Source organism: Actinophytocola sp., from assembly GCF_035942955.1.
Classification (GTDB): Bacteria; Actinomycetota; Actinomycetes; order Mycobacteriales; family Pseudonocardiaceae; genus DASYTH01.
Map to the genome: position 1 here is coordinate 1 of NZ_DASZCQ010000196.1, position 13,582 is coordinate 13,582.

The 13,582-nt window shown below is 71.1% G+C and carries 12 protein-coding genes and 1 tRNA gene; 8 read left to right on the forward strand and 5 right to left on the reverse strand.

Annotation, left to right across the window (positions count from 1 at the left end; genetic code table 11):
* From VGX25_RS19450 to VGX25_RS19465, 4 genes are all read left to right on the forward strand, one after another.
* Positions 1-737: DUF58 domain-containing protein (locus tag VGX25_RS19450; protein WP_326919253.1), on the forward strand; the 737-nt coding region annotated here is incomplete at its 5' end.
* Positions 734-1,333 carry a hypothetical protein gene (locus tag VGX25_RS19455; RefSeq protein ID WP_326919254.1) on the forward strand — a complete coding sequence of 200 codons (600 nt, stop codon included), beginning with the start codon at positions 734-736 and terminating at the stop codon, positions 1,331-1,333. The genes VGX25_RS19450 and VGX25_RS19455, both read left to right, overlap by 4 nt.
* 120 nt (positions 1,334-1,453) lie before the next feature.
* The gene (locus VGX25_RS19460) at positions 1,454-2,776 is read left to right on the forward strand and encodes an NAD(P)/FAD-dependent oxidoreductase (RefSeq protein ID WP_326919255.1); all 1,323 of its coding nucleotides are present in this window, start codon (positions 1,454-1,456) and stop codon (positions 2,774-2,776) included.
* Positions 2,777-2,915: 139 nt separating this feature from the next.
* Positions 2,916-2,992: transfer RNA gene (locus tag VGX25_RS19465), tRNA-Leu, on the forward strand.
* 142 nt (positions 2,993-3,134) lie between these two features.
* Here VGX25_RS19465 and VGX25_RS19470 read toward each other — a convergent pair.
* Positions 3,135-5,531: a cation-translocating P-type ATPase gene (locus tag VGX25_RS19470; protein WP_326919256.1), complete on the reverse strand. Its 2,397-nt coding sequence runs from the start codon at positions 5,529-5,531 to the stop codon at positions 3,135-3,137.
* 60 nt (positions 5,532-5,591) lie between these two features.
* Between VGX25_RS19470 and VGX25_RS19475 the strand changes: the two genes are divergently transcribed.
* Complete coding sequence (locus VGX25_RS19475) at positions 5,592-6,398, forward strand: alpha/beta fold hydrolase (protein ID WP_326919257.1); 807 nt, start codon at positions 5,592-5,594, stop codon at positions 6,396-6,398.
* A 103-nt stretch (positions 6,399-6,501) separates the two neighbouring features.
* Here the strand turns inward: VGX25_RS19475 and VGX25_RS19480 are convergent, their stop codons facing one another.
* The 3 genes from VGX25_RS19480 to VGX25_RS19490 form a co-directional block, all read right to left on the reverse strand.
* Positions 6,502-7,392, reverse strand: coding sequence for a hypothetical protein (locus tag VGX25_RS19480; protein ID WP_326919258.1), 891 nt, complete (start codon positions 7,390-7,392; stop codon positions 6,502-6,504).
* A 47-nt stretch (positions 7,393-7,439) separates the two neighbouring features.
* On the reverse strand, positions 7,440-7,796 hold the full coding sequence (locus VGX25_RS19485) for a VOC family protein (RefSeq protein ID WP_326919259.1): 357 nt from the start codon (positions 7,794-7,796) through the stop codon (positions 7,440-7,442).
* Positions 7,797-7,868: 72 nt separating this feature from the next.
* Positions 7,869-9,863: an SDR family oxidoreductase gene (locus VGX25_RS19490; RefSeq protein ID WP_326919260.1), complete on the reverse strand. Its 1,995-nt coding sequence runs from the start codon at positions 9,861-9,863 to the stop codon at positions 7,869-7,871.
* 138 nt (positions 9,864-10,001) lie between these two features.
* Between VGX25_RS19490 and VGX25_RS19495 the strand changes: the two genes are divergently transcribed.
* Entirely contained in the window at positions 10,002-10,391 is a 390-nt protein-coding gene (locus VGX25_RS19495; RefSeq protein ID WP_326919261.1) for an SCO5389 family protein, read from the forward strand.
* Positions 10,392-10,470: 79 nt separating this feature from the next.
* Entirely contained in the window at positions 10,471-11,451 is a 981-nt protein-coding gene (locus tag VGX25_RS19500) for an ATP-binding protein (RefSeq protein ID WP_326919262.1), read from the forward strand.
* Here the strand turns inward: VGX25_RS19500 and VGX25_RS19505 are convergent.
* Positions 11,386-12,492: a polysaccharide deacetylase gene (locus VGX25_RS19505; RefSeq protein WP_326919263.1), complete on the reverse strand. Its 1,107-nt coding sequence runs from the start codon at positions 12,490-12,492 to the stop codon at positions 11,386-11,388. The two genes, VGX25_RS19500 and VGX25_RS19505, sit on opposite strands and share 66 nt — an antisense overlap.
* Positions 12,493-12,738: 246 nt before the next feature.
* Here VGX25_RS19505 and VGX25_RS19510 point away from each other — a divergent pair, with 246 nt between their 5' ends.
* Entirely contained in the window at positions 12,739-13,548 is an 810-nt protein-coding gene (locus tag VGX25_RS19510) for a Bax inhibitor-1/YccA family protein (RefSeq protein WP_326919264.1), read from the forward strand.
* Positions 13,549-13,582: the final 34 nt, after the last annotated feature.

Here is a 13,582-nt window from a genome sequence, read left to right on the forward strand (position 1 = left end):
ACATCCGGCCGTTCCAGGCGGGCGACCGGCTGCGGCGGGTGGACTGGCGGGTGTCGCTGCGGGCCGCGGCCGCGGTCGGGGGGCGGCTGGTGCCCGGCACGCTGCACGTGCGGGAGCGGCACGCCGAGACCGACGCCGAGCTCGTGCTCGCCCTGGACACCCGCACCGACGTGGGCGCCGACCTCGGCGAGTGGTCCGGCCACGTGCGCGACCGCGGGCGCGGCAGCCTGGACACCGGCGTGCGCGCCGCGACCGCGCTGGCCGCCAGCTACCTGCGGCAGGGCGACCGGGTCGGCCTCGTCGACCTGGGCAGCCCGCGGCTGGGCGTGCGGCCCGGCGCCGGCCGCCGGCAGCTCGAACGGATCCGCCACCAGCTGGTGACCTGCGGCCGCACCGCCGCCTGGACCGGCCGCCCGGTGCTGCGACCCGCCCAGGTGCCGCCCGGCGCGCTGGTCATCGTGCTGTCGGTGTTCCTCGACGACGCGGTGGCGGACCTGACCGTGCACGCGGCCCGGCGCGGGAACCCGGTGATCGCCGTCGACCTGCTGCCGCACCCGCTTCTGGCCGCGCGCGACACCCCGTGGGGCGAGGCCGTGCGCCGGATCCTGCTCGCCGAGCACGACGTTCGGTGTGCCGGGCTGCGCGCCCACGGCGTCGCCGTGGTCCGGTGGGAGGGCGGGAGCCCGCTCGCCGCGATGCTCCGCCAGCTTCGGCGAAGGGGGGCGCTTGCCGGATGACCGAGGCGCTCGAGCTGGGGCGCGGGTTTCCCGCGTGGCTGTTGCGGATGTTCATCGCCGGGGTGGCGGGGACGATCCTCGGGGTGCTCGTGTCCGGCGGGATCGGTGGGGCGGCGCTGGTGCTGCTGGCGCTGGCCGCGGTGATCTCGGTGGCGATGCCGGCGTCACCGGCGCCGGCGCTGGTGGTGATCCTGGCGGCCATGTCGGTCGTGGCGCTGGGCGGTGATCCGTTCTCGGCGCGGGTGCTCGTGCTGATCCCGCTCGTGCACCTGCTGCACGCCGGCTGCGGCATCGCGGGGCTGCTGCCGGCGCGGGCGCGGGTGCATCCGGCGGCGCTGCTGGCCGCGGGGGTGCGCTTCGTCGCGATCCAGGCCGGGGTGTTCGGGCTGGTGGGGCTGATGGCACTGGTGCCGACCGGCCGGACGCCTGCGGCGCTTGAGCTGGTGGCGATCGTGGGCGTCGCGGCGATCACGCCGATCGTGCTCTGGTTGCTGTCGCACCGTCCACCTGTGAGGGCTTCCGGCCCAGCGAGGGTGGGCCGGAGGTCCGCCCGAGTGGCCGGAGATACGGGACCGCCGGCCAACTATGCAGAGTAGTGCTTCCAGCCTTGCCCTCACATTGAGTCCAACACCGCACGGATTGGTCTGGACCGGAGGCGATCAGGCTCACACGGACCACACGGGCGCGGGAGCCCTTGGCAATGCGACGATGGGGCTATGGCGCAGAAGTCGGGTCCGGCGCGGATCGTGATCCTGGGCGGGGGATACCTGGGGCTGTACACGGCGCTCGGCCTGCAGCGGAAGTTGCGGGCCGGCGAGGCGTCGGTGACCGTGATCGACCCCCAGCCGCACATGACCTACCAGCCGTTCCTGCCGGAGGCGGCCGGCGGCACGATCGAGCCGCGACACGTGGTGGTGCCGCTGCGCCGGGTGCTCAAGCGCTGCCACATCCTGACCATGCGGGTCGTGAAGATCGAGCACGCGCGCCGGACGGTGACCGTCGAGAAGCCGGACCTGAGCACCACCGAGATCGAGTACGACGTGCTGGTCGTGGCCCTCGGGTCGGTCGCACGGGTGATGCCGGTGCCCGGGCTCGCCGAGCAGGGGATCGCGTTCCGGACCATCGGTGAGGCGATCTACCTGCGCAACCACATCCTGTCCAAGCTGGATGAGGCGGCCGTCACCGACGATCCCGAGCGCCGCCGCAAGCTGCTGACGTTCACCTTCGTCGGCGGCGGGTTCGCCGGCATCGAGGCGCTCGGCGAACTGGAGGACATGGCCCGGTTCGCCACCCGCTACTACGAGAACATCGACGCGTCGGACCTGCGTTGGGTGCTGGTCGAGGCGGCCGGCCGGATCCTGCCCGAGGTGCGCGAGAGCCTGGGTGTCTACACCGTGCTGCAGCTGGAGAAGCGCGGCATCGAGGTGTACCTGTCCACGCTGGCCAAGTCGTTCGAGAACGGCCACGTCGTGCTGTCCGACGGCACCGAGTTCGACAGCGACACCATCGTCTGGACGGCCGGGGTGAAGGCCAACCCGGTGCTGGCCAACTCCGACCTGCCGCTCGACGAGCGCGGGCGGATCCGGGCCACCGCCGAGCTGCAGGTGGTGGGCATGCCGGGGGCGTGGGCGGCCGGCGACAACGCGGCCGTGCCCGACCTGGCCCGGATCGGCGAGGACCCGAACGCGGTCACCCCGCCCAACGCCCAGCACGCGGTCCGGCAGGCCAAGCGGCTGGCCGCCAACCTGGTCGCGTCGCTGCGGGACAAGCCGCTCAAGCCCTACCGGCACAAGAACATCGGGTCGGTGGCCAGCCTCGGCCTGCACAAGGGCGTGGCCGATGTGTACAACATCAAGCTGAAGGGGTTCATCGCCTGGGCGGCGCACCGGGGATACCACGTGGCACGGGTGCCCACGTTCAACCGGAAAGCACGCGTCGTCGCCGACTGGTTACTCGGCGGCCTGTTCCGGCGTGAGGTCATCTCGATGGGCCAGATCAGCAATCCAAGGGCAGAGTTCGCTCGAGTGTCAGAAAGCTGATACTCACCGCCTCCGCTGGGCCAATCGGCTGGAAGTGATGGGTGCTTTCGGACCAAAAGGCCCTATACGCGATTGGTCCAGCGAGCGCAGTTTCCATAAAGTCATCCCGAGGTGCGCCCGCACGCCTTAGGCTTCGCCTGCCCCCGTAGCCCAACTGGCAGAGGCAGCCCCCTTAAAAGGGGTCGAGTGCCGGTTCAAATCCGGTCGGGGGCACCACATAGGACGGCAGGCTACCTCTGCTTACGTTCAGCATGCGAGCCGTTTCGCACAGTAAGATCGGCTGCCAACGGAATGTAGCTATTCAACTGCTGATAGTGCCCCAATCCGACATTCTGGAATTGGCTGACACGCGTTGTCGTCAGGTGATCACGCGACGTTTCTCTCGGCGCAGCCAGCCGTCCACCCACCACCCGACCTCCACCAGCACGATGCCGGCCGCCGCGCAGCTCACCGCGATCAGGTTCTGCCGCCAGTCGCCGGTGTCCAGGGCGAGGAACTCGCGCAGGAAGGGCACCAGCAACGGCACCGCGCTCAGCAGGATCATCGCGATCAGCAGGCCCGCCTTCCACCAGGCGTACGGCCGGGCGATGATCGCCAGCACCCACAGCGCGATCGCGACCAGCGTCAGGTACGCGGTCGTCGAATCCTGGATCTTTTCCAGATCTGCCGGGCCATTGTCGCGGCGGGCCAGCAGGTAGGCGGTGAACGTGGCCGCGGCGATCACGATCCCGGCCGGGATGGCCATTCGCATGACCCGGGAGACGAACCCGCTGCGGGCGCGCTCGTAGTTGGGCGCGAGCGCCAGGAAGAACGCCGGCACCCCGATCGTGAACCAACCGATGATCGACACGTGCCGCGGCAGGAACGGGTAGGGCACCTGGGCCAGCCCGATCATCAGTGCCAGCAGTACCGAGTAGACGGTCTTGGTGAGGAACAGGTTGGAGACCCGCTCGATGTTGCCGATCACCCGGCGGCCCTCGGCGACCACGTGCGGCAGGGTGGCGAACTTGTTGTCCAGCAACACGATCTGGGCCACCGCGCGGGTCGCCGGGCTGCCCGCGCCCATGGCCACGCCGATGTCGGCGTCCTTGAGCGCGAGCACGTCGTTCACGCCGTCGCCGGTCATCGCCACGGTGTGGCCCCGGGACTGCAACGCCCCGACCATGGCCCGCTTCTGCGCGGGCGTGACCCGGCCGAACACCGTGGCGTCCTCGACCGCGTCGGCCAGCGGCTCGCGATCGTCTGGCAACCCCCTCGCGTCCACCGGCGCGGACGCGTGCGGCAGCGCCAGCGACGCGGCCACCGCGCCGACCGAGAGCGCGTTGTCCCCGGAGATCACCTTCACCGCGACGTTCTGCTCGGCGAAGAAGTCCAGCGTGCTCTTGGCGTCCGGCCGCACCTTCTGCTCGAGCACCACGAGCGCGGCCGCGGTCACCCGGCCCGGCGCGTCGGCCGCGTCGACCGGCGTCTGCGCCCTGGCGAGCAGCAGCACCCGCAGGCCGCCGGAGCCGATCTCCTCGGCCCTCGCCCGGTCGGCGTCGCCGTCGGGCAGCAGCACGTCCGGGGCGCCGAGCACCCAGCTGCCCTGCCCGTCGAACGACGCCCCGCTCCACTTGCGCGCCGAGGAGAACGGCGCCACGGCCGTAGTCGTCCACTGTGGACTGCGCGCGTAGGCCTCGATGATCGCCTGCAGGCTGGCGTTCGGCCGCGGATCGACGGCGCCGAGCGCGGCCAGCACGGTGTGCACCCGGTCCCGGGGGTCCACCCCGTCGTCCGCGGCCCCGGGCAGCACCTGGACCTCGGCCAGCCGCATGCCGTTCTCGGTCAGCGTGCCGGTCTTGTCCGCGCACACCGTGTCCACCCTGGCCAGGCCCTCGATCGCGGGCAGCTCCTGCACCAGGCACTGGCGCTTGCCGAGCCGGATCACCCCCACCGCGAACGCGATGCTGGTCAGCAGGATCAGCCCCTCGGGCACCATCGGCACCAGCGCCGCGACCATGCCGCGCAGCGCGTCCGGCAGCGGCTCGTCCTGCCGGAACAGCTGGTTGTAGATGGTCAGCGCGCCGGCCGGGATCAGCAGGTAGGTGATGAACCTGAGGATCTTGTTGATCCCGTTCCGCAGCTCGGAGTTGACCAGCGTGAACTTGCTGGCCTCCTCGGCGAGCCGGGCCGCGTAGGCCTCCCGGCCGACCTTCGTCGCCCGGTAGCTGCCCGCGCCGGCCACCACGAAGCTGCCGGACAGCACCTGGTCGCCCGGGTGCTTGACCACCGGGTCGGACTCGCCGGTCAGCAGCGACTCGTCGACTTCGAGCGCGTCGGCGCCGAGCACGAGGCCGTCCACCACGATCTTGTCGCCGGGGCCGAGCTCGATCACGTCGTCCAGCACGACCTCGCTCGGCTGCAGCTCCACCGTCCGGCCGTCCCGGCGCACCCGGGGCCGGGCCTGGCCGACGATCGCCAGCCGCTCAAGGGTCCGCTTCGCGCGCAGCTCCTGGATCATGCCGATCGCGCTGTTGACGATGATCAGGCCGCCGAACAGCCCGTCCTGCAGCGGGCCGACCACCAGGATGATCGCGAACAGCACCCCGAGGATGGCGTTGATCCTGGTGAACACGTTGGCTCGGACGATGTCCCACACGCTGCGGCTGGCGCGGACCGGCACGTCGTTGGTCTGCCCGGCCGCGATCCGCTGGCCGACCTCGGCGGCCGTGAGTCCGCGATCGACCTGCTGGGCTAGCGCTGGGCCTGGCGACATGGGTCAGACACTAGGCGCTGCAATCCGGTGGCGTGCACACAGCGTTGTTACTCTTCGGTAATGGAGGTCGTCTACGAGCGCCGCGGCCAGGGCAGCCCGCTGGTGCTGCTGCACGGCATCGGGCACCGCTGGCAGGCCTGGGAACCGGTGCTCGACCTGCTTGCCGCCTCGCACGACGTGATCGCCGTCGACCTGCCGGGATTCGGCGCGTCGCCACTGCTTCCCGACCGCGAGTACACGATGCCGGCCGCGATCGAGACCGCCGCCGAGATGTTCGCCTGGCTCGGCCTCGACCGCCCGCATGTCGCCGGCAACTCGCTCGGCGGCGTGCTCGCCATCGAGCTGGCCTCCCGCGGGCTGGTCCGCTCGGCGACCGCGCTCGCCCCGGCCGGCTTCTGGACCCCGCGCGACCGGGCCTGGGCGCTCGGCCTGCTCACCGCCCTGCGCGTCGGCGGCCGGGTCCCGGCGCCGCTGCGCAGCGCCGTGGTCAACCGCCGGCTGCTGCGCCTCGTCGCCGCCAGCATGCTCTTCGGCCGCCCGTCCCGGCTCACCGCCGAGACCATGCTCGCCGACCTGGCCTGCTTCGCCACCTGTCCCGGGTTCGACCTGGTCGCCCGCGCCGGCCGCCGCTACGTCTACGCCAGCCCGCCGCCGACCGTTCCGGTCACGGTGGCCTGGGGCAGCCGCGACCGCATCCTCTGGCCACGCCAGGCCCGCCGCGCCGCCGCCCTGCTGCCCGACGCCCACCACGTGCTGCTCCGCGGCTGCGGCCACATCCCCATGGCCGACGACCCCGAACGCATCACCGAGCTGATCACCGCCACCTGCGCCCGAGCCGCCGCTCTCGACGAGGGCACCGCCGCATAGCCCGCGTGTTTGCCGCTCACGTCACTGTGTTGGCGTCGTGCGCGGCAAACACACCGACGCCACGCGCAAACACACCGACGCCAGGCGCAAACACGCCGGCTGTTCAGGACTTCTTGGCGGGCTGCTCGTCGTCGTATGGCAGGGGCGGCGGAAGAAGGAGGGTGTCCTCGAAGGTCATCTCGCGTTCCTGCTCGACCGGGTGCACGGTGGCGGTGGCGCGGTCGAGGAGGCGTTGGGTGTCGCGGAGCTGGCCGGCGAGCTGGGTGCGGAGGGCGCCGAGGCGGTCGACCTCGGCGGTGGCGGCGGCCAGCCGGCGGTCGGCCTCTTCCTTGGCCTCGCGGACGATCCTGGCGGCCTCGTCGGCGGCGGCCTTGCGCCGGGTCTCGATCTCCTTGTGCAGGGCGGCACGCTTGGCGTTCACCGACTCGGAGAACTCGCGGTCGATGCGGACGCGGTCGCGCTCGGCCTCGGCGTCGATCTCGCGGCGCCGGCGCTCGGCGGCGGCGGTCATCTCCTCGGCCTTGGCGCGGGCGGTGGCCATGATCGTCTCGTGGGCGGCGTGGATCTCCTGGTGCTGGCGGTCGAGGTCGGCCAGGAGGGCCTGGTAGCGCTCGCGGAGCGCGGCGGAGGCCTGCTCGGCGGCGGCCCAGGTGTGGTCCGCGGCCGCCTTGGCCCTTGCGATGATCTCGGCGGCCTGGGACTTGGCCACCTCGAGGGCGCGGGCGGTGCGTTCCTCGCGGCCGTGCGTGCCGCTCTCCCGCGCCAGGGTGTCGAGCCGCTCGGTGAGGGTGGCGATCTCCCGTCTGGCCGACTCGAGGTTGGCGGTCAGCTCCGTGACCTGCTGCTTGAAGAAGTCCCGCTCGCTGTTGGCGTGCCGGACGTTGGCCTCCAGCTGCTGGAAGTAGCGGTTGACCTCGGTGCGGTCGTAGCCGTGCCGCACCACGTTGAAGCCGGCGACCGGTCCACCGGGCTGCGGATCCTCAGCGTTGGCCATTCCGCGACCGTACCCGCGCCCGCACGCTGTGCAACAGGTCGGGAGCGTCAGAGGTCGTAGGCGGTGGGGTGCCGCGGCTGGTACAGCCCGATCTCGCCGGCGCCGGGCACCTTGAGGGTGGTGAGCACGCCCCACCCCTGGTTGCTGACCTCGTCGGTGAACTCCACCCCCTTGGCCATCAGGTCGGCCACGGTGGCCTTGAGGTCGTCGCACATCAGGTACAGCTCCACCCGGCCGCTGGCCGACGGTTCGGTGGGATGCACGGCCAGCTCGGCCGGCGGCGACTTGAAGATCAGCCAACCGTCACCGGCGTCCACATTGGACAGCCCGAGGGTGTCCCGGAAGAATGCCCGGGCAGCGTCGGGGTCGGTCGCGTAGAGGATCGAATGCGCCCCTGTGATCATGCGGGGACGTTACTGCATTTTCGCGGCGCCCGGTGGTCGCCTAGGGCGCCGCGAGGTCCCGGGGCCGCCGCCTCACCAGTGAAAGCCTCTGGTAATCCGGGCAAGCGCGGTGGCGGCCGCGGAGAGGTGGCGTTCGCCCTTGCCGATCTTGACCTTGCCCGTGCCGCCGGCCGCGGCGGAGTCGGGGAAGATTCGGTAGGCCTGGTAGGCGATCGCGTCGACAAGGCCGGGCGCGACGGCGTAGGCGGTCTGGATGGCGAACCCGGTCGGCGTGCCGATGTGCTTGGGGCGCTTGCGGAGCGCGTCCAAGATCATATCGGCCGCCTGCTCAGGGGACTTGGTCGGGAACGCGTCGTAGATCCGCGTCGGCCGGATCATCGGGGTGCGCACCAGCGGCATGTGCACGGTGGTGAACGTGATGCCCGCGCCGTGCGTCTCGGTGGCCACGATCTTGCTGAACGCGTCCAGCGCCGCCTTGGACGCCACGTACGCCGAGAACCGCGGCGCGATGCCCTGCACGCCGATCGACGACACGTTCACGATGTGCCCGAACCGGCGCTCGACCATGTGCGGCAGCAGCCCGAGGATCAGGCGCACCGCGCCGAAGTAGTTGATCGCCATGGCCCGCTCGTAGTCGTGCATGCGGTCGTAGGACAGCCGCACCGAGCGGCGGATGGACCGGCCGGCGTTGTTGACCAGCATGTCGACGCCGGGCTGCTCGGCGAGCATCCGCTCGACCATCTTGCCGACCGCCTCGCCGTCGGTCAGGTCGCACGGGTACGTGTACGCGTGCCCGCCGGCCGCCTCGATCTCGGCGCGGACCTCGTCCAGCTCGTGCTCCCGGCGCGCGACCAGCAGCGGGACCCCGCCGGCCGCGGCCACCTTGAGCGCGGTGGCCCGGCCGATCCCCGACGACGCCCCGGTGATCACCACCCGCCGGCCGTCCAGCGGCCCGCGGCCACCGTGCTTGCGGGCCCGGAACGGGTCGAGGTGCTCGCGCCAGTACCGCCACAGCACGTCGGCGTAGTCGTCGAGCGCCGGCACCTCCAGCCCGCTCCCGGCCAGCGCCGTGCGGGTCTGCGCCGAGGCGAACCGGGGCTCGAAGGTGAGCGTGGCGAGCAGCTCGGGCGGAATGCCCAACCGGTCGAGCACGGCGTCCCTGGCGATCGTCACCCCTGGCACGTGCTCGGCCAGCTTGACCAGGCTCACCAGCGGCTTGCTCAGCCCGGGACCCAGCTCGGCGGTGGCCGGCGGGGCGCCGGCCGCCCGCGCGAATGCGTTGTAGACCGACCGCACCGACTGCGGCTCCGGGTTGACCAGGTGGAACGCCCGGCCGTCCAGGCCAGGGGTGCGGACGAGGTGGGCGAGCGCCTTGGCGACGTAGTCGACCGGGACGATGTTGGTGTCACCGATGTCCGGCAGCACGAGCGGGACGCTTGGCAGGACGGCCAGCCGGGACAGCCCGCTGAAGAAGTAGTACGGACCGTCGATCTTGTCCATCTCGCCGGTCACCGAGTTGCCGACCACGACGGCCGGCCGGTACACCCGCCACGGCACCCCGGTCTGCGTGCGGACCAGCCGCTCCGACTCGAACTTCGTGCGGTGGTACGGCGTGCGCAGGCGCTGGCCGGCGTCGAACATGTCCTCGGTGAACTTGCCGTGGTAGTCGCCGGCGACCGCGACCGAGGAGACGTGATGCAGGCACCCGGCGCGGATCCGCGCGGCCAGCTCGATGACGTGCCGCGTGCCGTCCACGTTGGCGATCGTGCTGGTCTCGTCGTCGGCGGTGAGGTCGTAGAGCGCCGCGAGGTGCACGACGTGGTCGACAGCGCCGGTGAGGCGCTCGAGCGCGTCGGCGGCGATCCCCAGCCCCGGTCGGGTGACGTCACCCATCACGGTCTTGATCTTCTCCGGATTGGGCCACTGGCCGGCCCGCCGCGCCAGCCGGTCCTGGGACTGCTCGCGGACCAGCAGCCACACCGTGCCGGTGTCCTCGCGGGGCAGGATCTCCTCGACGAAGTGCCTGCCGATCAACCCGGTCGCTCCGGTCACCAGATACGTCGCCATGCCTCGAGCCTCCCACCGATCGGTCCCCCTCGAAGAACGAGCGCCCGCCCGGCGTCGATACGGGTGACATCCCTTGCGGTTGGCAATGACAACCACTACCACTAGAGGCGACCCTTCCGCCGCCAAGAAGGAGTACCGATGTCCCTGGACGTACCCGCCGCCCTGCTGGACCGCGCCGAGCGCGGCGAGGTCGACGACGCGGAGTTCGTGGCGTGCGTGCGCGACTCGCTGCCCTACGCCTGGAAGGTGATCAGCTCGGTCGCCGCTTCGGTCGGCGACGGTGCCCCGTTCGCCGACCACGCCGTCCCCCCGCCGAGCGAGGCCGAGCGCGGGCAGCTGTTGCGCGCGCTGGCCTCCGACGCGATCCGCGGCGGGCTCGAGCGGCACTTCGGCGTGAAGCTCGCCTTCCAGAACTGCCACCGGGTCGCGGCGTTCCGTCCGTCCGCTGTGGACAGTGAGGCGTACCTCGCGTTCGTCTCCCCGCGCGGCCAGCTGCTCAACCAGAGCCCGGAGCTGCGCGACTGCTGAGCGGCGACCCGGAAGCGGGGCCGCGCCGACCCGGGTGCGATAATGGTATCGATAATCGATACCGATAGGAGTCGGTGCGTTGAAGATCGCTTTCGTCGGCAAGGGTGGCAGCGGGAAGACCACGCTGGCGTCGCTGTTCGCCAGGCACGCGGCCGCGTCGGGCGCCCAGGTGCTCGCGCTTGACGCCGACATCAACCAGCATCTGGCCGCCGCGCTGGGAATGCCGGAGCCGGCGCCGCTGAGCGCGCACCTGCCGCTGATCAAGGAGTACCTGCGCGGCGCCAACCCGCGGATCGCCAGCGCCGCGTCCATGATCAAGACGACGCCACCGGGCGCGGGGTCGCGGCTGGTCCGGCCGGACGAGGACAACCCGATCTACCGGGCGTGCGTGCGGTCGGCCGGCGGTGTGCGGCTGGCCGTCGCCGGGCCGTTCACCGAGGAGGATCTCGGCGTTGCCTGCTACCACTCCAAGGTCGGCGCCGTGGAGCTGCTGCTCAACCACATGGTGGACGGGCCGGGGGAGTACGTCGTGGTGGACATGACCGCCGGGGCCGACTCGTTCGCCTCGGGGTTGTTCACCCGGTTCGACGTCACGTTCCTGGTCTGCGAGCCGACCCTGCGCAGCGTCGGCGTCTACCGGCAGTACCGGGAGTACGCCAAGGACTACGACGTGCGCATCGCGGTGATCGGCAACAAGGTCGAGAACGCCGAGGATCTGGCGTTCCTGCGCGAGCACGTGGGCGGGCACCTGCTTGCCTCGCTCGGCCGGTCGCGGTTCGTGCGCGCGATGGAGCGCGGCGACGTGCGGCCGATCGGCGAGCTCGAGCCGGACAACGCCGGCGCGCTGGCCGCCATGCGCGACCTGGTCGACGTCGTGCCCAAGGACTGGGCGAAGTTCCAGCGCCAGGCGGTGGAGTTCCACCTGCGCAACGCAAGGGCCTGGGGCAACGACCGGACCGGCGTGGATCTGGCCGATCAGGTCGACCCGGACTTCCTACTCGATCTGCGCCTTGGCCATGGCGCCGCGGTCGGCGAGCACGGCGGGGTCCTGCAGCCGTAGCCACTCGATGACCTCGGAGTACGTGGCGCAGACCGTCTCCGGCTTGACGCAGACCTCGGCCATGAACCGCTCGGCCGCGGCGGTGAACGCGCCGCCGGCCCAGTCGTTGAAGTGGTTGCCCACCACAAGGGGCGCGCGGTTGCCGGCGAGCACCGCCTCGTACGCGGCGCGGTAGGTGTCCAGGGTGATCGTGGTGAACTCGGCGCTGCGCGACGGGTCGTCCCTGGCGCGGTTCATGGCGTACCAGAGGTTGTAGTCCATCATGATCACTTTGCGGTTCTTCAGGGCCGGCACCCGCACCAGCGGCATCCAGAACTGCCACACGCCGTGCTTGCGCTCCGGCCAGGCGATGCCGTCGGAGATCTGGCTGGCGTCGTAGGTCATGCCGCGCCGGCCGAGCACGGGCAGCAGCTCGTCGAACCGGCCCTCGAGGCACGGTGTGCGGCCACCCTTGATCATGTTGCCGGCGATGCGCAGGCCCTGCCCGGTGGCGCCGTGCAGGAACCGGAAGAACTGGTCGAGCTCGCCGGTCCACTGCTCGGCAGACCAGGTGCCGACGCTGGGCTCCTGGCCCTTGCAGAAGTGCCCGTTGTAGTGGGTGCCGATCTCGTGGCCCGCCTCGACCGCGGCGTTGAGGTCGGCGATGCGGGTGCGCACCTCGTCGGCAGAGCCGCCGAAGCCGATCGCCGAGTCGCCGGGCGCGTGGCCGGGTGCGGTGTAGTCCTGCTTGCGGTCGTGGGAGAGCAGGTAGGTGCCGGACAGGAAGCCGGTGACGTGCGCGCCGACGGACCTCGACGTCTCGAGCACACGCTGCCAGTGCCCGTGGGATCCGGCCCCGTCAAAGGAGAACAGCACGAACTGGGGCGGTTGCTCGCCGGGCGCCAGCGCGTGCATCCAGGCCGGCGGGGCCGGCGCGGGCGGCTCGGAGCCCTGGCCGGCGTGGCCCTCGGGTGGCACCGTGCCGAGCACGATCAGCATCAGGAAGCTGAGCCCGAGCGCGCCGCCGACAACGATGGTTCCCCACCGTCTTCGCGTTCTCATGTCATCTACCCCTGGGGACCGGGTGACCCACCGTAGCGTTGATCGACTTCGGTTCCGGGGAGCGACACGATCAGGCGTCATCAATTGGACGGAAACGATGTGTTCACGTGATCACCGGGTGTCGGGAGGTCTACTGTGACCGAGGTGCGCGAAGGTGAGTAAAGTCGGCTTTACCCCGACGGGAACCGGCCGGCACGGTTGGTCGTTGGACCCGGTGAAGGCGCCATCAGGCTCCAGGAGGATCAGGTGCGTTCTACGAGCAATCCCGCGTTCCGCAACCTGCCGGTAGGCGGGTTCGGCGGTGGCTATGCGGGCTTCCAGCCCCAGGCACAGGGCTACCCGGCAGAGCCGGGTTACGGCGGCTACCAGGCGCCGCCGACCGTCGGCGACCGGCCCATGACCGTCGACGATGTGGTGACCAAGACCGCCATGACGCTGGGCCTGGCGCTGGTGGTCGGCGTGATCACGGCGATCGCCGTGCTCTCGGAGACCATCAACCCGTTCCCGCCGATGATCATCGGCCTGCTGGCCGGGCTGGTGCTGTCGCTGGTCGTCATCTTCAAGAAGAGCGTGAGCCCCGGGCTGATCCTGGCCTACTCGGCGGCCGAGGGCCTGTTCCTCGGCGCGATCACCGGGGTGTTCGAGTACATCTACCCGGGCATCGCGTTCCAGGCGATCCTCGGCACCGCGTTGGTGTTCGGCACGATGCTGGTGGTCTACCGGACCGGCGCGGTCAGGGTGACGCCCAAGCTCACCCGGTGGGTCATCGGCGCCACCGTCGGCGCCGCCGGCCTGATGCTGATCAACTTGCTGCTCAACGCGTTCAACGTGGACATCGGAGTGCGCGGTCCGACGCCGCTGGGCTACGTCATCAGCCTGCTGTTCATCGGCATCGCGGCGTTCAACCTGCTGCTCGACTTCGACATGGCCGACCAGATGATCCGCGCCGGCGCCCCGTCCAAGATGGCGTGGTACGTCGCCTTCGGCCTCATGGTCACCCTGGTCTGGCTGTACCTCGAGATCCTGCGACTGCTCTCCTACCTCAACAGCGAATAGACATCGCCCAAGGAGACGGGGGGGGGGGGGGGGG